The 21,492-nt window shown below is 70.1% G+C and carries 14 protein-coding genes and 2 pseudogenes; 12 read left to right on the top strand and 4 right to left on the bottom strand.

Annotated elements, in window-relative coordinates:
• Window positions 1-126: 126 nt before the first annotated feature.
• Entirely contained in the window at window positions 127-1,674 is a 1,548-nt protein-coding gene (locus ACWC1K_RS22445; protein ID WP_450833677.1) for an MFS transporter, read from the bottom strand.
• A 185-nt stretch (window positions 1,675-1,859) separates the two neighbouring features.
• Here ACWC1K_RS22445 and ACWC1K_RS22440 point away from each other — a divergent pair, with 185 nt between their 5' ends.
• The 3 genes from ACWC1K_RS22440 (at window position 1,860) to ACWC1K_RS22430 (ending at window position 3,968) form a co-directional block, all read left to right on the top strand.
• Complete coding sequence (locus ACWC1K_RS22440) at window positions 1,860-2,483, top strand: TetR/AcrR family transcriptional regulator (protein WP_450833675.1); 624 nt, start codon at window positions 1,860-1,862, stop codon at window positions 2,481-2,483.
• Between the two features lie 82 nt (window positions 2,484-2,565).
• A complete protein-coding gene (locus ACWC1K_RS22435) occupies window positions 2,566-3,267 on the top strand; it encodes a ribonuclease HII (RefSeq protein ID WP_351482497.1) in 702 nt (233 codons plus the stop codon).
• 68 nt (window positions 3,268-3,335) lie between these two features.
• A complete protein-coding gene (locus tag ACWC1K_RS22430) occupies window positions 3,336-3,968 on the top strand; it encodes a hypothetical protein (protein ID WP_450833673.1) in 633 nt (210 codons plus the stop codon).
• A 342-nt stretch (window positions 3,969-4,310) separates the two neighbouring features.
• Here ACWC1K_RS22430 and ACWC1K_RS22425 read toward each other — a convergent pair whose 3' ends face one another.
• Window positions 4,311-4,946 (bottom strand): hypothetical protein, encoded by a 636-nt coding sequence (locus ACWC1K_RS22425; protein ID WP_450833671.1) that lies wholly within the window; start codon window positions 4,944-4,946, stop codon window positions 4,311-4,313.
• Between the two features lie 307 nt (window positions 4,947-5,253).
• Window positions 5,254-7,419, bottom strand: a complete 2,166-nt coding sequence (locus ACWC1K_RS22420) for a RecQ family ATP-dependent DNA helicase (protein WP_450833670.1) — start codon at window positions 7,417-7,419, stop codon at window positions 5,254-5,256.
• A 131-nt stretch (window positions 7,420-7,550) separates the two neighbouring features.
• On the opposite strand from ACWC1K_RS22420, the gene ACWC1K_RS22415 reads away from it, so the two are divergent.
• From ACWC1K_RS22415 to ACWC1K_RS22385, 7 genes and pseudogenes are all read left to right on the top strand, one after another.
• Entirely contained in the window at window positions 7,551-9,350 is a 1,800-nt protein-coding gene (locus tag ACWC1K_RS22415) for a DUF4192 domain-containing protein (RefSeq protein ID WP_450833668.1), read from the top strand.
• Window positions 9,351-10,209: 859 nt separating this feature from the next.
• Window positions 10,210-12,129: a glycogen debranching N-terminal domain-containing protein gene (locus ACWC1K_RS22410; RefSeq protein ID WP_450833666.1), complete on the top strand. Its 1,920-nt coding sequence runs from the start codon at window positions 10,210-10,212 to the stop codon at window positions 12,127-12,129.
• Window positions 12,130-12,260: 131 nt separating this feature from the next.
• A complete protein-coding gene (locus ACWC1K_RS22405; protein ID WP_030939512.1) occupies window positions 12,261-13,019 on the top strand; it encodes an NUDIX hydrolase in 759 nt (252 codons plus the stop codon).
• Window positions 13,020-13,108: 89 nt separating this feature from the next.
• Entirely contained in the window at window positions 13,109-15,130 is a 2,022-nt protein-coding gene (locus ACWC1K_RS22400) for an ATP-binding cassette domain-containing protein (protein ID WP_450833664.1), read from the top strand.
• 161 nt (window positions 15,131-15,291) lie between these two features.
• Window positions 15,292-16,179, top strand: coding sequence for a FadR/GntR family transcriptional regulator (locus tag ACWC1K_RS22395; RefSeq protein ID WP_123967933.1), 888 nt, complete (start codon window positions 15,292-15,294; stop codon window positions 16,177-16,179).
• A gap of 427 nt (window positions 16,180-16,606) precedes the next feature.
• Complete coding sequence (locus ACWC1K_RS22390) at window positions 16,607-18,136, top strand: RNA polymerase sigma factor (RefSeq protein WP_450833662.1); 1,530 nt, start codon at window positions 16,607-16,609, stop codon at window positions 18,134-18,136.
• A 113-nt stretch (window positions 18,137-18,249) separates the two neighbouring features.
• A pseudogene (locus ACWC1K_RS22385) lies at window positions 18,250-18,510 on the top strand (site-specific integrase); the annotation flags it as partial.
• 159 nt (window positions 18,511-18,669) lie between these two features.
• On the opposite strand, the gene ACWC1K_RS22380 reads toward ACWC1K_RS22385, so the two are convergent.
• Complete coding sequence (locus tag ACWC1K_RS22380; protein ID WP_450833660.1) at window positions 18,670-19,311, bottom strand: hypothetical protein; 642 nt, start codon at window positions 19,309-19,311, stop codon at window positions 18,670-18,672.
• Window positions 19,312-19,549: 238 nt separating this feature from the next.
• Between ACWC1K_RS22380 and ACWC1K_RS22375 the strand changes: the two are divergent.
• Window positions 19,550-19,894 (top strand): annotated as a pseudogene (locus ACWC1K_RS22375) (phosphorothioated DNA-binding restriction endonuclease); the annotation flags it as partial.
• Between the two features lie 470 nt (window positions 19,895-20,364).
• Window positions 20,365-20,955 (top strand): hypothetical protein, encoded by a 591-nt coding sequence (locus ACWC1K_RS22370; protein ID WP_450833658.1) that lies wholly within the window; start codon window positions 20,365-20,367, stop codon window positions 20,953-20,955.
• Window positions 20,956-21,492 lie beyond the last annotated feature (537 nt).

The raw sequence follows: 21,492 nt of genomic DNA, 5'->3' as shown, positions 1-21,492 counted from the left end.
GCGGTGCTTTCAGTCCTGACCTTGCTGTGCCCCGCGGGACGGGCACGGAGGGCCGGACCGACGTCCTCGCCGTCGGTCCCCCGGACTCGGTCCGGCCCTCCGCGGCTCCGTGTGGGGGCGGCCCGTTCAGCCGACCGTTGCTCCCGCCGTGCCGGCGAGTGCTTCCAGGTCGCTCTTGCGGACCCGGATCACGAACCAGGCAGTGCCGAAGGCGAGCACAGCCATGGCCGCGGCCGCCACGAAGCCCATGGAAATCCCTTGGGCGAGCACCTCGTGTCCCCAGGTTCCGGGCAGCTGGTGCGTCTTCGCGAACTCTGTCTTTTGCTCCGCCGAACCGTTGGCGAGGAACTTCGGCAGCTGCTTCTGCGCCTCGTCCTTGCTGGCCGACCCGAACACCGTCGTCAGGATGGACAGACCGAGCGAACCACCCACCTGCTGCGTGGCGTTGAGCAGTCCGGAGGCCGCCCCCGCCTCGTGCTGGGCGACACCAGAGACCGCTGTGACCGTCAGCGTCACGAAGTTCAGGCCCATGCCGAAGCCGAAGACCAGCATCGGACCGAGCACTCCGCCCGCATACGAGCTGCTGGAGCTGATGAGGGTCTGCCAGGCCAGTCCGATCACCGCGAGAGCCGAGCCGGTGAGCATGAACGGCTTGGGCCCCAGCACCGGCAGGAACCTCTGGGACAGGCCGGCGCCGAGCGCGATCACGACGGTCACCGGCAGGAACGCGAGACCGGCCTGGATGGGGCTGTACCCCAGCACGTTCTGCACGAAGAGAACGATGTAGAAGAACATGCCGAACATCGCCGCGGCCAGGCTCAACATGATCACGTACGTTCCGGAGCGGTTCCGGTCGGCGAACATCCGCAGCGGAGTGATCGGCTCCTTGGCCCGGGACTCGATGAGCGCGAAGGCCACCAGCAGGACCACGGCGGCGCCGAAGGAGCCGATGGCCAGGCTGTCCCGCCAGCCGTCGTCCGCTGCGCGGATGAAGCCGTAGACGAGGGAAGCCATGCCCGCCGTCGAGGTCACGGCCCCCGCGATGTCGAAGCGGCCCGTGTGCCGTTCGGACTCGCTGATGTAGAGCGGCGCGAGCAGGGTGATCACGATGCCGATCGGCAGGTTGACGAAGAACACCCAGCGCCAGTTGAGCCACTCGGTGAGCATGCCGCCGGCCAGCAGGCCGATCGCGCCGCCACCCGCGGAGACGGCGGCGAAGACGCCGAAGGCCCGGTTGCGCTCCGGGCCTTCCGGGAACGTGGTGGTGATGAGCGCCAACGCGGTGGGCGACGCAATCGCGCCGCCCATGCCCTGCAGGACCCGTGCGGCCAACAACTGCCAGGGTTCCTGGGCGAGTCCGCCGAGCAGCGAGGCGAAGGTGAACAGCACGATGCCGGTCATGAAGACCCGGCGGCGGCCGAGGATATCCCCGGCGCGCCCGCCCAGAAGCAGCAGGCCGCCGAAGGTGAGCGTGTAGGCGCTGACGACCCAGGTGAGGTCGGTGGTGCTGAACTTCAGAGCGTCTTGAATGTGCGGGAGTGCGATGTTCACAATCGTCGCGTCGAGTACCACCATGAGTTGGCAGGCCGCGATGACTGCGAGCGCAATGCCGGGATGCCCCTCCCGTCGCGCCGCACCTGGCTTCTGTTCCTTGATCAACTGAGAGGTTGTCACTATGGGTCCCCCACGAATGCGTTAGTGAACGCTCGCGTTCACTGCCGCGTCAACCGTAGTGAGTCCCCGATAGTGAACGCAAGCGTTCACTTAAATTGGTGTCATGTGGTGAATCCCCCGTTGTCGCCACGTGGTGCTCTTCCATCCCCGAAAACCCGCTCCCCCTGCTCGCTGGAGATACGTAGATGGCTACTTCGCGCTGGACGGCCGCCCCCGCTCAGGCGGCCTCCCTCCGTCGGCGCGGCGCCGTACTCGAACGCGCGATCCTCGATGCCGCCCTGGAACAGCTCAGCACGGTCGGCTGGAACGGCCTCACCATGGAGGGCGTCGCCGCCGGCGCCCAGACCGGCAAGGCCGCCGTCTATCGGCGCTGGTCGTCCAAAGAGGATCTCGTCGCCGATGCCCTGCAGGCGGGGCTGCCGCGCATAGAGGAGGCGCCGGATCTGGGCAGTGTGCGCGAAGATCTGCTCGCGCTGTGCCGGCAGGCACGTGCGGCGATGTTCTCGCGCCCCGGCTTCGCGGTCCGCTCTGTGATTCACGAATGCGACCCGATTCAGGCGGAGCGCTTCCATGGCGTGATCTTCGACGGGATCGTGGAGCCCACCATCAAGCTGCTTCGTGAGGTCATCACCCGTGGCATAGAGCGGAAGGAGGTGCGACCCGACGCGGCGAACAGCTATGTCTTCGATGCCATCCCGGCCATGATGATGTACCGCTCCAAGCTGCGCGGAAGCGAATGGGAGGACCGTGATCTCAAGGAAATGATCGACCAGTTGATGGTTCCGCTGCTGCGACCGGGCGTTGGCTGAGTGCGGGGAGCCGCCGTCCTGGAAGTGGTAGTGGGAGCCGGGGTGTCGCCGGGTGATCCACGGGGCGTAGGCTGAGGGCGCCATGCCGTACCAACCGCCTACTCACACCGTCGAGCGCTCCCTTCGCGCCACGACCGGAGCGAAGATCATTGCCGGTGTCGACGAGGTGGGGCGCGGTGCGTGGGCCGGCCCCGTCACCGTCTGCGCGGCGATCACGGGACTGCGCCGGCCTCCCGAGGGCCTGACCGACTCCAAGCTGCTCACCGTCAAGCGGCGCACTGTCCTTGCCGTGGAACTGCAGAAGTGGGTGACCTCGTACGCGCTGGGGCACGCCTCGCCGGAGGAGATCGACGAGCTGGGCATGACCGCGGCACTGCGCCTGGCGGCGGGACGCGCCCTCGAGGCTCTGCCGGTCCGTCCCGACGCGGTGATCCTCGACGGCAAGCACAACTATCTCGGCTCGCCCTGGCAGGTCCGTACGGTCATCAAGGGTGACCAGTCGTGCGTGGCGGTCGCGGCGGCCTCGGTGATCGCCAAGGTTCAGCGCGACAAAATGATGGCCGAACTGGGTATCGACCATGCAGACTTCGGTTTTGCGGACAACGCCGGGTATCCGTCGCCCGTGCACAAGGCCGCACTGGCGGAGCGGGGGCCCACCCCGTACCACCGGTTGTCGTGGGCGTATCTTGATGCGCTGCCCCAGTGGCGACATCTCAAGAAGGTCCGCAGTTGGGCGGACGGAGGCGTTCCGGAGATCGAGGGTCAGCTCGGCTTCGACTTCTGACGATTCCGCTCGCGCTCATGTGCCACCCGCCGACGCGAGCCGCACCAACGTTTGATAAATATCAGCCCATGCCTCTCATTCCCGAGGAGCCTCAGATTCACGAGAGTGCCCAGGGTCCCCGCGCCACGCCGGCCAGCGGCCGCACCGCGCCGACCCCCCGTCCCGTACCCGGTCCCCGTCCCGCGGCTCCGCCGCGTCCCGGTCGTCCTGGTCCGCTCCGGCCCACGGCGCCGGTGCAGCGCACGGCGCGTGACGTGGCCGTGGCCCAGCCCGGACCCTCGGTCCCGGCTGCCCCTGCCTCTGCTTCGGCGACCCCGCAGATCCAGCTGATCCCGGCCTCGGCGGAGGGTGCGCTCGACGCCGCCGAGGAAGCAGTGGACCTGCTTCTGGACTCGGGTCGTGCCCCCGGAGACGTTCTGGTGATCACCACCGGCGAACAGCACCCGTGGGCCGCCCACGAGCTGTCCTTCGGTGAAGCCTCCTACTGGGCGCAGCACGACGCGGGCGACGACGTCTTCTACACCGACGCCGCTGTCGCCGGTCGCGCGGCCTTGCGCCCCGTGGTCGTGGTTGCCGTCAACGGCGGTTCCGACGCAACAGCCGCCTCCGCACTTCCGCTGGCCCTCACCCGGGCCGGGGCCCTGCTGATCGTCTGCGGCGACCCGCAGCAGATCAACTCGGTGCTGGGCGCGGGCGTCTGAGCCTGTTCCGGTACGTCCACGGGGACGCCGGAGCGACGAGGACGCCGCGGTGGCGGCATCGGCGCAGCGGGCGTTTCGGTGTGCGCAGATCCCGTCGGGATGACCGCTGCGCGAGTGTTTCCGTCCACTTCTGTGGTGTGTGACCAGCAGGTGGGGGAGCGGCAGCGCCTCGGCGGGCAGCGTCCGCCGTTCGTGCAGCGACGGTCCCCCACGCCATGGGGCGGTGGTTGCTCGGAGTGCCGACGGGCGGCCCGGGTCGTCGTGTGCAACTCCCCTCGGCGCCGCGAAGCCGGCGTACGAAGGGAGTCTGCTGGTCGGTCGGGCGTGACCCGGTCGGTGTTGTCAGCGGGCCGCGGCGCGGCGCAGGACCTCCGAGGCGGCGCCACCGGTGCGGGGCAGCGGGGGCGGCGCCTCGGACAATCCGAAGGGCTCCGGTGAGGAGTCCGCGTTGGGACGGCGTCCGCCACGGCCCTCACCGAGCACCTGCCAGCCGTCCCGGGTCAGCGTGATGTACGCCCCGCAGCGCAGTCCGTGCAGTGTGCACGCGTCACGCAGGCCCCACATCCATGCGCCGTCCTCCTCGGTCCAACGCGCGTCGCCCTCACGGCAGTAGAGCAGCACCGCGGTGCGCACAGGTGTGCGGCGCCGCAGATCGTGCGGGATGACCCGGCGAAGCTGCGCGAGCAGCGTGTTGCGGAACATCCAGCCGTCGGCCGGAGCCGGGCGGCGGGTGAACGAGGCGCTCGCGCACAGGCGTTCGTCCGGATCGAGGACGGCCACCACCGCGGTCGCGGGCCTTGGGTGATGCCGGGAGTGGAGTCCGCTGACGACCTCTCGGGGATTGCGCAGCAGAGGAATTCCGGCGGCGGCCCACTCCGCGGGTTCGAGCATGCGGGTGAGAGGGTTGGCGGATGCGGCGGACAGGTCGGCAGACGTCGACGTGGATGCTGCCGAGGACGGAGCGAATCCGAAGGTCACGGTCCTCCCTTCGGCTACGCGCCCACACTGGGGGCGGGGTCATGTTCAGGGGAGCGCACGCCGCAGCAGAGCCCTACCGGACCACGGACGAGCCGTGCGGGGAGCGGACTTCAATTCTTCCTGTCGAACTTGGATGCGGCAACGAGCAATTGGGGCCACTGACCGAAACACGGCGGTCTGCGGTTTATATCCCTACCCAGTACGTTGCGTCACGACGCATGCGCCTACCGTTCACCCCGAGTTGGTGCACTGTTGAGATGGGGGTTCAAGGCGCGACTGCCGACGGGCGTGCGGTGTCGCGCCGCGGTCAGCCCTGGACGGCCAGGACGAGTGGCAACACCCCCCGCGCACCGGCACGTCGGAGCATGCGGGTCGCGACCGCCAACGTCCAGCCGGTCTCGGTGAAGTCGTCGACGAGGAGGACGGGGCCACCGGCCTCGGCCAGAGCGGAGGCGAGGGCGGGCGGCACGGTCAACGTGCCGTCCAGTGCCTTCAGTCGCTGTGCACTGTTGCTTCGGGAGACGTGGGACGCGTCGCTCGCGTATTCCACGGAGCCGAGCAACGGCAGCCTGCCGACCTCCGCGATGCGCGCACCCAGGGAGTGGATCAACTGAGGACGGGTGCGAGAGGAGACGGTCACCACACCCACCGGGCGCGGCTGCGGGTCAGCCGCTCCCGAGGCCCATCCCCCGGGCCCCCTGGCCCAGTCGGCGAGCACGCCCACGACGGCCTTCGCCACGTCGTCCGGCACGGGACCGTCGGGGGCCTGTGCCGCCAGCATCGGCCGCAGCCGGTTGCCCCAGCCGATGTCCGACAGCCGGCCCAACGCCCGCCCGGGAGCGGCCTGTTCACCGGTCGGGATGCGTCCCTTGAGGTCGACGCCGATCGCGGGCAGGCCGGTCGGCCACATACGGCGTGGCTCCACCTCCACACCGGCCCGACCGAGATCCACCCGCGCCGCGTCCAGTGCCGTCGTGGACATGTCCGTGGTAAACCGCGCCCCGGCGCAGTTGTCGCAGCGGCCGCAGGGCTTGGCCCCCTCGTCGTCCAGCTGGCGTTGCAGGAACTCCATGCGGCACTCGGTCGTCGAGGAGTACTCACGCATCGCCTGCTGCTCGGCCCTGCGCTGCCGCGCGACCCAGTCGTACCGCTCCGCCTCGTACGTCCACGGCTGCCCCGTTGCGATCCAGCCGCCCTTGACGCGCTTGACCGCCCCGTCCACGTCGAGAACCTTGAGCATGGTCTCCAGGCGGGAGCGGCGCAGCTCCACCAAGGGCTCCAGGGCGGGCAGCGACAAGGGCCTGTCCGCTCTCGCCATGACATCGAGAGTGCGGCGTACCAGGTCTTCCGGCGGGAAGGCGAGCGACGCGAAGTACTCCCAGATCGCCTCGTCCTCCTTCCCCGGCAGCAGGAGCACCTCGGCGTGCTCGACTCCGCGCCCGGCGCGACCCACCTGCTGGTAGTAGGCGATGGGCGAGGACGGCGATCCCAGGTGCACCACGAATCCGAGATCAGGTTTGTCGAACCCCATGCCCAGAGCGGAGGTGGCGACCAGGGCCTTCACCCTGTTGGCGAGGAGGTCGTCCTCGGCCTGCTGCCGGTCGGCGTTCTCGGTCCTGCCCGTGTAGGAAGCGACCGTGTGACCGCGGTGCCGCAGGAAAGCAGTGACCTCTTCGGCAGCGGCCACGGTGAGCGTGTAGATGATCCCGGAACCCGGCAGCTCGCCCAGGTGGTCGGCGAGCCAGGCCATACGATGTGCGGCGTCCGGCAGCCGCAGCACGCTCAGGCTCAGGCTCTCCCGGTCCAACGGGCCCCGCAGCACCAGGGCGTCCGACGTGCCACCGGTGCCGAGCTGTTCGGCGACGTCGGCGGTCACGCGCGCGTTCGCGGTGGCCGTGGTCGCGAGCACCGGGACGCCCGGCGGCAGATCACCGAGCATGGTGCGCAGTCGCCGGTAGTCCGGCCGGAAGTCGTGCCCCCAGTCGGAGATGCAGTGGGCCTCGTCCACCACCAGCAGTCCGGTGGCGGCGGCCAGCTTGGGGAGCACCTGATCCCGGAAGTCCGGGTTGTTGAGGCGCTCCGGACTGACCAGCAGGACGTCGACCTCACCCGCGGCGATCTCGTCCTGAACGGTGTCCCACTCCTCGGTGTTCGAGGAATTGATCGTCCGTGCATGGATACCGGCCCGGGCCGCGGCCTCGACCTGGTTGCGCATCAGCGCGAGCAGCGGGGAGACGATGACCGTGGGTCCGCTGCCCCGGGCCCGCAGCAGCGACGTCGCCACGAAGTAGACCGCGGACTTGCCCCACCCCGTGCGCTGCACCACGAGCGCCCGGCGTCTGTCGGCGACCAGCGCCTCGATCGCCCGCCACTGGTCCTCGCGCAGTCGGGCCACCCCTGTGGCATCCCCGACGAGGCGGGCGAGGACCGCGTCCGCGGCCGCCCGTAGTTCCGCGTTGCTCGTGTGCTCCATGCACCCCATCAAACAGGAAGGCACCGACAAGCCCGACCGGACCTGTGGAGGCGAGGAGTGCTTGATGTGTCCCTGGCTTGAGTTATCCACAGGGCAAACCGGAATACCGCGCTCCGCGAGATCGTCTGCGCATGACGAACCACGGCGAAACCACTGGATCCCCCGAAAACGGCAAGGCCGCACGTGACGGCGCCGAGCACCACGACGGACACGGCGACCCCGGCCGACCGGAAAAGCACGTCGGCCCGGCCGCTTCGGACGACCACGGCGGGCGCGACGCGCAGGGCGAGTACGGCGCACAAGACGCGCACGAGGAGCGCCCGGGCCGCCCGGACCACGTCGACTGCACCGCCTACGAGAGCCACGGCCCCGAGCACCAGGTCACGCTGCGCACCCCGGCCGAACTGGCCGATGCCCTGCCCTATCTGTTGGGGTACCGGCCCGAGGAAAGCATCGTCCTCGTCGCCCTGCACGACAGGGACGGCCGCGGCCGATTCGGCGGCCGTGCCCGGCTCGGCATCCCGGCGAGTACGGACGACTGGGCTTCCGTTGCCCAGCAGCTGGCCCACGGACTCGTCACCGGCAGTGAGCGCAGGGGAGCCCGGCCCGAACAGATGGTCGCCTACCTCTGCCAGGAACCGGCCAAGGGCGAGTCGGGGCGGCAGGTCATGGAGCGGTTGCGTCCGCTGGCCCAGAAACTGCGGGTCGAGTGCGGCCGGCTCGACGTGCCGGTGATCGAGGCGCTGTGCATCTCGGACGGCCGCTTCTGGTCCTACTGCTGCGGGAACGAGGCCTGCTGTCCGCCCGAAGGCCTGCCCATGGGCCTGCCCGGCACCTCCGTGCTGGCCGCCGCCGCCACGTACGCCGGCCTGCAGGTACGGGGCACTCTGCGCGAGCTGCGGGCCAGGCTGCAGCCCTGGGAGACCGCGGCCGCCCTGGAGCAGGAGAGTGCCCTGGACGCCGCGAGCATGGCCTTGGTCCCCAGGATTCTCGACGACGCCAGCCGTGAGGGTGTCGCCGAGGAGACACTGGAACTGTCCGCGCAGATCATGCGCCGACTGGCCGGCGCACGGCCCGTGTCCGGCACGCTCACCGCGGATCTCCGCGACGACGAACTGCTCGCACACGACGAAGCCGCGACACTGATTCTCGGCCTCCAGGACCGTGCGACCCGAGACCGCGCGGCCGAGTGGATGGAGGGCGAGGAGGCCGCACTCGCCATCCGGCTCTGGCGGGCCCTGGCCCGCCGGTGCGTCGGACCCTACGGCGAACACGCGGCGGCACCGCTGACGCTGGCCGGTTGGGTCGCCTGGTCCACGGGTGACGACCTGGAGGCCCGGGAAGCCCTCGCCATGGCACTCGGCGCAGATCCGGGCTACCTCTTCGCCCGGCTCCTGCACCAGGCCTGCAACGAGGGTCTGGACCCGGAGTCGATCCGCCGTTGCCTGCGTGCGGAACGACGGGGCAGGGGGCGGACGGCAGCCGAGCAGTCGCACGGCAAGGAGGGGACCGCAGAGCCGGTGACGGCCCAGGCCGTCGAGTCGAACCGGGCGTCGGAGCGGGCGCCGGAGCTGGTGTCGGGATCGGTCTCGGAGTCGGAATCCGTGTCGCAGTCGGTGTCGGGATCGATGCCCGACTTGGTCTCGGAACCGGTGTCGGAATCGGGGTCGGAGGAAGCTCCCCGCCCGCGACGCCGTGTCCGTTCCAGCGGCACGACCCGCAGCCATTCCCGCTCGGCAAGGCCAGAAGGCCGGGGGAGTGGCACGGGCGCCCCGCGCCCGCGGACGGCAGTGGCGAGCGGTAGCCGTCCCGGCGCCCCACGGACCGGTCGCACGCGCCCGCGTACCCCCGGGAAGGGCGCCGCCCGCCGCGGGGACCAGTGCCCCGAAAGCATGCGCCCCGGAGACGGTGGCACTGAGGAGCAGGCGTGAGCAGGTTCTGGTCGAGCGCCGGTCGGGGCGACCGGACCGACGGCAGTCGCGGAGTGCTCCGCGCGCGGCAACGGGACTGGGCCGGGGCTGCTCAGCGTCGTCGCTGCCGCCCGTCCCGGCAGGCCTGTCGCAGGCGTGACCCGGAGGACCGCTGGTCCGTTCACCTGAGTGGCGGAACGCCTGGATGGGCGGGGCCCGCCACACAGCCCACGTCCGTCCGGATCCTCCCACCCGGCGTCGCACACGCCCGAGGTGCACCGAGCGCAGAAGAAGCCGCCCCATGCATCAGCCGACTCCGCCCTCCGCTGCCGGCGACGACACTTCCGGCGCAAGCCGGCCCATGCTGTCTCCCGGGGCGGCCGCCCACTCATCAACCGACGCGGACCTTGCCACCCGGCGCGACGCCCGGTCTGCGGCCGACAGCACACGCGCCTCCGCACCGAGCGGCCAGGACTGGTACCCGCCTGGGACGACGGAACGACCCGGGCCCGCGATCGGGGCGAACTGTCAGGACGGGCTCCCGGGCAGGCCGATCGGTCAGGGCCTCACCGCCGTTCCCACGGACAACCCTGGGCGCTGTGCACTCGAGCCGGCCGAGCCGGGCCGCTCCCTGCCCCGGCCGGCCCATCCGGACCGACTGCCAGCCGGGCCGGCCGGTCCGACCGAACCCTCCGATCCACTCACAGGCCGGAAACGCTCGTTGCCGTCACCTCCGGACCAGGGCCGGATCCTGCCACCATCCCCAGGTCAGGCGCCGCGCTCGTCCATCTCCTCACCCCCAGGAGCAGTTCCACCGTCCCGAGCCACAACTTTGCCGCCACCGCGACGGCCCGTCGAACTGCCGTCCACGCACACCGCAATGATCTGCGTCGCGCTCCCGGGACTCGCCGTCTCGTCGGAGGACGGGCAGATGAACGGTCAGGGGCTGGAAGGGTTCTACCGGGCGGGCCGACGCGTGCTCTCCCGATGTCAGGTCCGCGTGGCCGGGCGCGAACCGCTGACGGTGCAAGCCCGGATGACCTCGGCCGACCGGTCCCGCTTCGTGGGCACGTTGCGTGCCTCGCCGCATTCCGGCCCGGACCCGGACCTCGTCGTCGAGCGCATTCGCCATGCGGACGGGACGGAGCGCATCACCTTGCACAGTGCGGCCCGGCGCCCCCTGCGTGTGCCTCTCGAAGTCGCCCTCGGCACGGACCTGGCCGACCTGGGGGCCATCGCGTCCGGCACCGCTGGGCCCGAACTTCCCGCCAGCGTCCACGACTCGGGCCTTCGCTGGTCCTGCGCCACCGGGAACTCGTCGGTCACGGCAGACCCGCCGCCCGCGGACGCACTGGCCTCCGCAGGGTTGCTGCGCTGGGAGTTCGAGCTGCCCCCTGGCGGCAGCACCAGCGTGGAGCTGCGGGTACGGCCGGACGGAACGGGCCCTGTCCGAACGGTGAGCCGCGCGGCGACGAGCCCTCTTGCCTCGGCGAGGGCGTCCGGTGACGACCCGCGGGTCCAGTCGCTGCTGCGGACAAGCGTCGAAGATCTCCATGCCCTCCTGCTGCGCGACCCCGCCCACCCCTTGGACATGCAACTCGCGGCAGGAGCCCCCTGGCGCTGCGGTCCGGCCCCGGCCGAGGCACTGGCGGCGGCGCGGATGACGCTGGCCCTCGGTACCCGGCTCACCGCAGGCACGCTGCGTACCCTCGCCCGCACCCAACTCCGGGGCGCGGGACCGCAGTCCGGCATGATCCCGGGTCCGCGACGGGACGCGGGCATCCATCTGCCGCCGGGCTGTACCGGCATGGAAGCCACGCTGCTCTTCCCCGCGCTCCTCGCGGAGGCCCGCCGCTGGGGCCTTCCCGAGGCCGAGACGGAGGAACTGCTGCCGGCGGCCGAGCGCTGTCTGGCCTGGCTGCGGAAGACCGTCGGCGAGGAGACCTACCTGAGTGACCCGCATCCCGGCGGTCCCGTCCGCTGCGAGACGCAGGCCCACGCCCACCGTGCGGCCCTGCTGGGGGCCGATCTGCTCGACGGCTGCGGGCGGCCGGGCGGCGCCGAGCTGCGGCAGTGGGCCCAGATGCTGCGGGCGGAGTTCAGGGAGGACTTCTGGGTCGACGACCGGGGTGGCGGCAGGCCGGCCGCCGCTCGCGCCCCCGACGGCACCCCGCTGCCGTACCTGGGTGCTGCCGCCGCCCATCTCCTCGACACCGGCCTGCTCGGCGGGGGCGAGCCGGCCCCCGGGCTGCTCGACAAGGTGCAGACCGAACAGCTCGCCCGCCTGCTCGGCGGCCCAGGGATGGACTCGGGCTGGGGGCTGCGCGGACTGGGTGTGAAGGAAGCCGGATACAACCCGTTCGGCCACCGTAGCGGTGCCGTACGGGTCCACGAGACGGCGATCGCCGTCGCAGGCCTGGCCACCGCCGGCTACGAGAAGGAGGCGGGTTCGCTGCTGAAGGGCGCCCTGGCGGCGGCCGAGAGCTTCGGGAACCGGCTGCCCGAGATGTACGCGGGGGAGCAGCGCACCGCCGGGAGCGCTCCCCTCCCGCACCCGGCGGCCTGTCGTCCGGCCGCCACCGCGGCGGCCGCCGGTGTGCTGCTACTGGTGACTCTCGCGGGTATCCGTCCGGACGCTCCGGCCGGGACGATCACACTGCGGCCCATGCACAGTGCGCCTCTGGGCGAGATCGTCCTGAGGGGACTTCGAGTCGCCGGAGCGCCCTTCTCCGTACGAGTCAGCCGCCTCGGTCTCGCCATGGTCGAGGAGGCGGCCGACGGGCTGCAATTGGGAGTGTGACCTGGGACGACGTACCACCGCACAGCACCCGGAACCAGGGGGTGGGGCTCATACCGGACCGAAGTGGATCAGTCATCGAAGCGGCCGACGAAAGGAGTGTTTATCGTCAGGCAGACGACTATGATCGCCGCATGCCCTACGACCCGTCAGCGTTTCCGCCCTTCGCCGTCACCGTGGACCTGGTCGTGCTGACCGTGCGCCGCCATGCCCTGTGCGCGCTGGCGGTACGCAGGGGCGAACCACCGTTCCAGGGGCGCTGGGCACTCCCCGGCGGCTTCGTACGGGCCGATGAGGATCTGGCACAGGCAGCGGCACGCGAGCTGGCCGAGGAGACCGGGCTGCGCGCTCATGACCCCGCCGTTCCCGCCCAGGACAACGGTGCCCACCTGGAGCAACTGGCGACCTACGGAGACCCCAAGCGGGACCCGCGGATGCGCGTGGTCAGCGTCGCCCACCTGGCACTCGCCCCCGACCTGCCCGCACCCCGGGCGGGCGGCGACGCCAGCAATGCGCGCTGGGCGCCGGTCGAGGAGCTGCTGCAGCAGGGCGGTTACGGACGGGACGGCGAACCGGTCGCGCCGCTCGCCTTCGACCACGCCCAGATCCTCTCCGACGGCGTGGAGCGCGCGCGCTCCAAGATCGAGTACTCGTCCCTCGCCACGGCGTTCTGCCCCACCGAGTTCACCGTCGGCGAGCTGCGCCGGGTCTACGAGGCGGTGTGGGGCGTGGCTCTCGACCCGCGCAACTTCCACCGCAAGGTGACGGGCACGCCGGGGTTCCTCGTCCCCACCGGCGGGACCACCACACGCCAGGGCGGCCGCCCCGCCCAGTTGTTCCGGGCCGGCGGCGCCACACTGCTCAACCCCCCGATGCTGCGCCCCGAAGTGTGACGGCATGGTGCCGGGCGTACCGGTCACGGCCTGCAGAGCGGGCCGCGCTATACCCGAAAAATCGGACATAGCGCGCTATCTTGCTTCGGGTGATCCAGGCCTACGGATTGACCAGCAATCCCCGCAAGGAGCTTCCGCCCGCGGTCGACGACGTCTCCTTCGACGTGCGCGCAGGCCGCGTCACCGCGCTGCTCGGCGCGCCGGGAGCGGGCAAGACGACCGCACTCAAACTCATGCTCGAACTCCAACAGGGCCGTGGCATCACCTACTTCAAGGGCCGTCCCTTGCACCGCATCGCCCATCCGGGCCGCGAAGTCGGCGTGCTCCTGGGTGATGTACCGGGACACCCGGCCCGTTCCGTCCGTGGCCATCTCCGCATGCTGTGCGCCGCCGCAGGAGTTCCCGCCCGCCGCGCCGACGAGGTCCTCGAAGTGGTCGGCCTCGTCAGCCTGCGCGACGAACGCCTCGGCACCCTTTCGCGCGGCATGGACCGTCGCCTCGGCCTGGCCTGCGCCCTGCTGTCCGACCCGCACACGCTCGTACTCGACGAACCCGCCGGTGGGCTCTCCCTCCGCGAGGCCCGCTGGCTGTACGGCATGCTGCACGCGCACGCCGCCCAGGGCGGCACGGTCCTGGTCACCACGGCCGACCCGAAGGAGGCCGCGCGCAGCGCCCACCGGGTCGTCACGCTGGACCGGGGCAAGATTGTCGCCGACCAGGACGCCGAGGACTTCGCCCGCACCCGGCTGCGCCCCCGTGTCGCCGTCCGCAGCCCGCACGTCGTGCGCCTCGCCGCCCTGCTCACCAAGGAGGCCCGTACCGCCCAGCGCTCCGTAGAAGTCGTGCACGAAGGCGGCAACCGACTCTCCGTCTACGGCAGTAGTTGCGCCGACGTCGGAGAGACCGCGTTCCGCCACGGCATCCTCGTACATCAACTCGCCGACGAGATCGGGGACATGGGTCCGGGAGCGGTGGACGCACCGGTCGGTGTGCCGGGATCCGCCGGCGAGCCGCAGGTGCCGGACGAACCGCACGCAGCGGACGCAGTCCTGGAGCCCGAAGGGCCGGCGCGCGGTTCGGCCCCCGCTGACGCGTCCGGGCAGGGAGACGCCGACCCGGCTTCCCCGACTCCGGCTGACGCGTCCCATGGAGCGCACCCCGAACCGCCGTCCCCGCCGCTGACTGACGCACCCCAAGAGGGCGGCGCGCTGAAGGCACCCGTCAACGCGCCCCCGTCACGTGCGGCGTCCGGGCGTGCCCCGACGCCGGCCGCACGCCCGGCTCAGACCGGCGCCCTCGACGGCCCGCCCTCGCTTCCGCCCCCCATCTCCGTCCGCCCGGCTCCGAGCCCCCTGCGTCCCCTGCGTTACGAAATCCGTCGCGCCGCCGGCATCGGCACCGGGTTCGTCACCGGGGCCGTCGTACTCGTCGTGTCCGCCCTCGCCGCCGTCCTCCTGGCCCGGATCGGACACACCCCGCAGGCGCGCCTGCTGGCCGCGTGGCCGCGCGAGCTGCCGCTTCCGCCCGCCGCGCTCGGTGCGGGACTGCTCGGCGCGCTGGCCTTCGGCGACGAGTTCCGCCATCCCGCGCTTGCGGCGGATCGCGGCACCGTGCCCCGTCGGCTGGGGCTGCTGGCCGCGAAACTCTTCGTCGCCACGGCCACCGCGCTGATGCTGGCCTTCCTCGCGGTCGGCTGCGACGCCGAGGTGCTCTACATCGTCTACGGACGGGAGCTCATGCAAGTTCCCGCGGACTGGCTTTCGCTGAGCGCGAGTTGGCTCGGTCTCGTCGTCGGATGTGCCTGGGCCGGCGTGCTGGCCGCGGGCGTCTTCCGGTCCACCACGGCAGGACTCGCGGCCGTGGTCTCCGTACCGGTCGTCGTCGTTCCGCTCGTACAGAAGGCCTTGGCGGGATCGTCCGTGCGGATGGCGGCCGGGCTTCCGCTGCGGTTGCGCGAGCTGTTCCTGCTGCAGTGGCCCTTCGGGGGAGAGCGCTATCTGTGGGCCTTGGCGAGGGTGATCGCCCAACCCGTGGGCGGTGCCCTGACGTTGTCGCTCACCGCTCTGCTCTGCGCGTATCTGCTCACCACCCTGCGCAGCAGGGTCCGATGACAACCGTCCGCGCGCTTTCGTCCTCCCCTGTGCGCAACTCCCTGGGGAAAGCCCATTTCTTTCCGATAAGGCGTCAATTGCGACGGGGTGAGCGATCACCCTTTCGTGTGCTTTTCACCAAAGACCTCAAGGGAGTTGGAGAGGGCGCCGACAAAGGATCCGTGAGTACCCTTGCGCACACCATGATGACCGCCGCCCGCTCCGCCGACTCCGGTCTGGCCGGCCCGGGCGATCTCGACCGCTACCCCTACGCCGAGGCCCACGTGGTCGACCGCGTCGGAGCCCCCGCCTGGGAGAGCGCGGACCCGGAGCTGGGCCGCGTGGGCCGGCGCGCCGCGGGCAGCCGCGGACGCGGGCTGCACGGCCAACTCGTCCAGCAGCTGGGACAGATGATCGTCTCCGGCGATCTGGGGGCCGACCGTCCGCTGGTGCCCGAGGAAATCGGCCAGCGTTTCGAGGTCTCCCGCACCGTCGTCCGCGAGTCGCTCCGGGTCCTGGAGGCCAAGGGCCTGGTCAGCGCTCGCCCGAACGTCGGGACGCGTGTGCGCCCGGTCAGCGACTGGAACCTGCTCGATCCGGACATCATCGAATGGCGCGCCTTCGGGCCGCAGCGCGACGACCAGCGCCGCGAGCTGAGCGAACTGCGCTGGACGATCGAGCCGCTCGCCGCCCGCCTCGCCGCCGGGCACGGGCGGGAGGACGTCCAGCAGCGGCTAGCCGACATGGTGGAGATCATGGGTCACGCCATGGGGCAGGGTGACGCCATCACCTTCTCCCGCGCCGACGCCGAGTTCCACTCCCTGCTGATCCAGGTTGCGGGCAATCGGATGCTGGAGCACCTCTCCGGGATCGTCTCGGCCGCCCTCCAGGTCTCCGGCGGCCCGGTGACCGGCTGCGACCGGCCGAACGAGACGTCGCTGGCGCACCACGGCAGGATCGTCGACGCCCTCGGCGCTGGGGACGGCACGGCGGCCGAGTCGGCCATGCGTCAGCTGCTGACCGTCCACCCCGAGGTGGAGCGGGTGGTTCCCGCGCCGCGCGAACACTGACCGCACCCTGCGGGCGGCGCGGCCGGGAGATGCCTCCCCCTCCTGGGGCATGGCTCGGCCGCCGTACCGCCTCCGTCGGACCCCGCAGGATCTCCGGGATCCTGCGGGGTCCGACGGCGCCAAGGGCCGCGGGGACCTTTGGGAAAGCCCCGATCTCGCCCACGGCTGACCCCGTATGTCCTTATCTGTACATTTTTGAGTGCTTACAGGGTGTGATTCGGGCCACGCAGATTGGGCGTAACACTCGGGGAAACAGCGCGATGACCTAAGAGGTGACAGCCGAGGAGGGAATACGGACGCCGTTTGCGGCGCTGTGCATCTTCCCGGTCCCGCCCGCGCCGTCGGCCCAATCCCCAAGCCGGCGGTCGGCTCCTGTCCGTCCTGGACGGGGCCGGAAGCCGTTTTCCAACGTTCCGAGAGGTTGTTCGTGTCGGCCAGCACATCCCGTACGCTCCCGCCGGAGATCGCCGAGTCCGTCTCTGTCATGGCTCTGATTGAGCAGGGAAAGGCTGAGGGGCAGATCGCCGGCGACGATGTGCGTCGGGCCTTCGAAGCTGACCAGATTCCGGCCACTCAGTGGAAGAACGTACTGCGCAGCCTCAACCAGATCCTCGAGGAAGAGGGTGTGACGCTGATGGTCAGTGCCGCGGAGCCCAAGCGCACCCGGAAGAGCGTCGCAGCGAAGAGTCCGGCCAAGCGCACCGCCACCAAGACGGTCGCGGCGAAGACGGTGACCGCAAAGAAGGCCACCGCCACCGCCACCCCCGAGGCGCCCGCCGCCGACACGCCCGTCGAGGACGACGCCAAGCAGGTCGCTGCCAAGAAGGCGGTCGCCAAGAAGGCGGCGCCCGCGAAGAAGACCGTCGCCAAGAAGACGGCGGCCAAGAAGACCAGTGCCAAGAAGGACGACGCCGAGGTCATCGAGGAGGAGGTGCTCGAGGACACCCCCAAGGGTGCCGACGAGCCCGAGGGCGCCGAGAGCGCCGGCTTCGTGCTCTCCGACGAGGACGAGGACGACGCGCCGGCCCAGCAGGTCGCCGCGGCCGGTGCCACCGCCGACCCGGTCAAGGACTACCTCAAGCAGATCGGCAAGGTCCCGCTGCTCAACGCCGAGCAGGAGGTCGAGCTCGCCAAGCGCATCGAGGCGGGCCTGTTCGCCGAGGACAAGCTGGCCAACGCCGACAAGCTGGCCCCGAAGCTCAAGCGCGAGCTGGAGATCATCGCCGAGGACGGCCGCCGCGCCAAGAACCACCTCCTGGAGGCCAACCTCCGTCTGGTGGTCTCCCTGGCCAAGCGCTACACCGGCCGCGGCATGCTCTTCCTGGACCTCATCCAGGAGGGCAACCTCGGTCTGATCCGCGCGGTCGAGAAGTTCGACTACACCAAGGGCTACAAGTTCTCCACGTACGCCACCTGGTGGATCCGTCAGGCGATCACCCGTGCCATGGCCGACCAGGCCCGCACCATCCGTATCCCGGTGCACATGGTCGAGGTCATCAACAAGCTCGCGCGCGTGCAGCGCCAGATGCTCCAGGACCTGGGCCGCGAGCCCACCCCGGAGGAGCTGGCCAAGGAACTCGACATGACCCCGGAGAAGGTCATCGAGGTCCAGAAGTACGGCCGCGAGCCCATCTCCCTGCACACCCCGCTGGGCGAGGACGGCGACAGCGAGTTCGGTGACCTCATCGAGGACTCCGAGGCCGTCGTCCCGGCCGACGCGGTGAGCTTCACGCTGCTGCAGGAGCAGCTGCACTCCGTCCTGGACACCCTGTCCGAGCGCGAGGCGGGCGTCGTCTCGATGCGCTTCGGTCTCACCGACGGTCAGCCGAAGACCCTCGACGAGATCGGCAAGGTGTACGGCGTCACGCGCGAGCGCATCCGCCAGATCGAGTCCAAGACCATGTCGAAGCTGCGCCACCCGTCGCGTTCCCAGGTGCTGCGCGACTACCTCGACTAGGCCATTTCCTCGGAAGCGCCCCTGACCTCGGGTTTTACCGGTCAGGGGCGCTTTTGTGTGTGCGCACAGCGCTGCTAACCCAGATATCACAGCCTCTGGCATATGCTTGAGGCCTGGGCATAAATCCGGACGTAGCCTCTCTCCTGGATTCCTGGCTGCTTCACCTCGCCGCTGAGCGGAAGAGCGTGCAGACGCGCAAGATCTACGGCGACGGGGTCCGGGCTTTCCTGCGCTGGTGTGAGGCGATGGGGCGCCCACCGGTCCTCGGTCGGCCGACCGTAAACGCCTTCGTCTCAGACTTGCTGGACGGGGGTGCTGAGGCGGCCACGGCCCGGTCACGGCAGCTGGCCGTGCGTCCCTTCTCGGCCTGGCTCGCCGAGGAGGGCGAGATCCCTGACGACCTGTTGGCGAACCTCAGGCCGCCGCGGCTGGACCACAAGGTGGTCCAGGAGCTCGACAATGACCAGTGCCGGCTGCTGATCAAGGTGCCCGCTGCACATGGCGGAGCTCTTCGACCTGTGCGGTCAGCTGGTCTATCCGCGCAAACAGCTCACGCTTGTGCGCGACGGTGCCGCGATGAGGCTCTTGGCCTCGGCACGGGCACGGCGCTCCGCCTCGAGCTCATCGATGGACGCGGTCAATCGGGTATGCGCCTGGGTGAAGCCCTTGCGGTGCCCCTCCAGGGTCTCCCGTAGCGCGGCCAATTCCTCGGAGTCTGTGATTCGGGCCTCGTCGCCCGGGTCGGTCGGCGGAACGAACTCCGCCACCGTGCGCCGCCCAGTCAGCGCGTCATGGAACCACAGCCCCAGCTTGTAGCAGGTCCGTACCGCAGCAAGAGCACGCTCAGTGTCGAAGGGGTGCCTGTGTGCTGCCCTATTGCGATCGAGGCGTAGCTGGTCGAAGGCAGCGCGGATCTCCGCGACGAGGGCTCCGGTGCGTGTGAGCGCGTTGAGCCGGTCGAACTGCCCGTCACCCTGCACCCGCATGCCAGTACGACGAATCAGTTCCTCGGCCAGAACCTCGCCGAACTGATCGGACTGCATCAATGAGGAGTCGGGGTTGCTGAAGACCGTGGCCTCGGCGAGGGCCCCATACAGCGATAGCAGCGGCTGATGCTGGAAGAACAGGCCGAAGTTGGGTGATGCCTTCGCAAGATCACGAAGTCGGTCGTCCACGCCGTTCGCTCTCCGTCCCCATACCGAATGGTCAAGGGGTCAGCTTACGCAAGGCCGCTCATACGGCAGCCTCTTTGCGACATGTTCATGCACTGCTCGTGAGGGGGACCTGTCCCGAAGCCTCCCCGGGGCTGCGGGACGGCGCTGTGAACCGAAGCTATGGACCGCGCCGGCATGGTGCGGTTGCTTACTGAACCCCGCGCCTGGTCAGACCACCGAGGTGGCAACGCGGACGGTCGTGACGCGCGACGAACTGATGAGCGCCCTGTCGGCCTGCGGCAAGCGCAGATAGGCAACCGCCCAGCCGCGCGCGAGCCACTGCTGATGCTCTGTCTCCAGGGGAGGTTCGCGGCATCGGGTAGCACCGCGATCACGTACGACGAAGCGGAGGCGCCGGTCAGCCGCTTGATCAACGAGTTCGGGCCGACGGTGGTGAGCCCACAGACGGCTCGTCAACGGGCGGCAATGCCGTTCGTGCACCCGGAGCGCAAGCTGTGGGACCCTCGCGATCAAGATTCCCTCGAGTGCTCCCGCGCGTGGCAGCCAGCTGGGAGCCTGCGGTGCCCACGGCCGACCCCACCCACGCGGTGCACCTCGATGGCTAACGGTTTGGGAGAGAGAGTCGAGCCGTTAGCGGATCTCCAGGTCGGCGCGGACCGTCCCTCCGAGCCCTGCCGGGAGGTGGCGCGACAGGTGAACGTGGATTGGTGAGGGTACAGCTGGTATTCGCATCACGAAACCTGTGAGGCAGAGCAGGGCGACCCCCCCACTGGGAGTCAGGCCGCGCCCTTTTTATGCTGCTGATCGGTTCTCCGAGCCGCGGTGAGGTGGGCCCTCTCCCCCTGCGAGGTCGCCCGCCCACAACAACGCTTTTCAGTCACCGGCGGCACTGGCGACGAGAGCGACTGTCACGAATTCGTGACCGGCGGTTGCGACCGACTACACCCAACTTGCCCACTTGTGCGCTTACTTGCATCTGCAAAGCAAGGAGGCGAATTGTCAGTCCCCGCAGCTAAAGTGAAACCTGACGCTTTGGCTAACGGGGAGGATGCTGTGGCGGACGACGTGCCGATCGATGCACCTTTGGCGGACCCAGCCGCGTGGGCGGCGGGTGCATTGGAGGGAGCAGCAGCGGCGCTGGGCGCAGCCCCATTGGGCGTCGGAGGAGCCTTCCAGGCAGCCGCTTCGGCTGCTGGTGACGTCTTCACCGAGCTGCAGTCCTTCACGAAGTTCCGAAACCGCATCGACGCGCTCCTGCGTGACCTGCGGGAAGGCCCCGCAGGCCCGAAGCAAGTGGGACAAGAGACGGTATCGCGAGCCAACTTCGGCGGCGGATCCAACGGTTGGGCCGAGGCAACCGACCTCTTCGCCTCGCACAAGACGGTGATCTCGGAGCTGGAGAAGCTCTCCAAGCTGCTCACCGACTCCATCGAGGGCATGAGCATCGCGGTCCTGGCCTCGCACAAGGGCTACGAGAACGTGGACGCGGACGTCCGCCGGCGCATGCTGGCGATCAGCAAGGACACGACCGAGCACTACGGCGGGAGCTACGAGCCGCAGATTCCGGGTGCACCGGGTGGGGAGACCGCGAAGCCGGGCGGCACCTCCGGCAGTGGGGACACGTCCGGCGCGTCGAGCTTCTGATGACGGCTGGTTACGCATCACGGGGACACGCACGGGGATGACGGGGAGACGAGATGGGTGACAAGGGCAGCGGCGGCAAGACGTCGTTCGAGAGCATGAGCCACGAGGAGATGCTCGCCTGGCTGGATCAGGCCGACCCCGGCATGGTGCTCGCCGCCGCGGCCAAACTCGTGTTGGTGGCCGCGGAGATCAAGAAGGTCGGCGAGGAGCTGAAGACGCGCCCGCAGTGGGTGAGTTGGAAGGGCGAGGGCGCCGACGCGTTCCGCAGTTGGAGCGCAGACCTCGCGAACGCGACGCTGAGGCTGGCGGACTACAGCTCCGGCGCGTCGAAGTGGCTCACCGAGGCTGCCGGGACGATCGGGAGTGTCCAGGCGTCGATCCCCCGAGACACGTCGTACGGCCAGTCCACCCTGAGTAAGGCGCAGGCGAACCTGGAAGCAGCGCGGGCCACGCAGAAGGACCCGGATTCGGCTTCCGTCGTCCGTGACTCCACCCGGGATATTCAGACGGTCTTGGCCAAGCGGGAGTCGGAGCGGC

Source organism: Streptomyces sp. NPDC001492 (genome assembly GCF_053597275.1).
This window is presented reverse-complemented; position numbering and strand designations above follow the sequence as displayed.

Bases quoted from the DNA above. Each gene is read 5' to 3' on its own strand.
- ACWC1K_RS22420 (WP_450833670.1), bottom strand. From the start codon at position 7,419: ATGGAGCACACGAGCAACGCGGAACTACGGGCGGCCGCGGACGCGGTC.
- ACWC1K_RS22440 (WP_450833675.1), top strand. From the start codon at position 1,860: ATGGCTACTTCGCGCTGGACGGCCGCCCCCGCTCAGGCGGCCTCCCTC.
- ACWC1K_RS22415 (WP_450833668.1), top strand. From the start codon at position 7,551: ATGACGAACCACGGCGAAACCACTGGATCCCCCGAAAACGGCAAGGCC.
- ACWC1K_RS22405 (WP_030939512.1), top strand. From the start codon at position 12,261: ATGCCCTACGACCCGTCAGCGTTTCCGCCCTTCGCCGTCACCGTGGAC.
- ACWC1K_RS22430 (WP_450833673.1), top strand. From the start codon at position 3,336: ATGCCTCTCATTCCCGAGGAGCCTCAGATTCACGAGAGTGCCCAGGGT.
- ACWC1K_RS22410 (WP_450833666.1), top strand. From the start codon at position 10,210: ATGATCTGCGTCGCGCTCCCGGGACTCGCCGTCTCGTCGGAGGACGGG.
- ACWC1K_RS22435 (WP_351482497.1), top strand. From the start codon at position 2,566: ATGCCGTACCAACCGCCTACTCACACCGTCGAGCGCTCCCTTCGCGCC.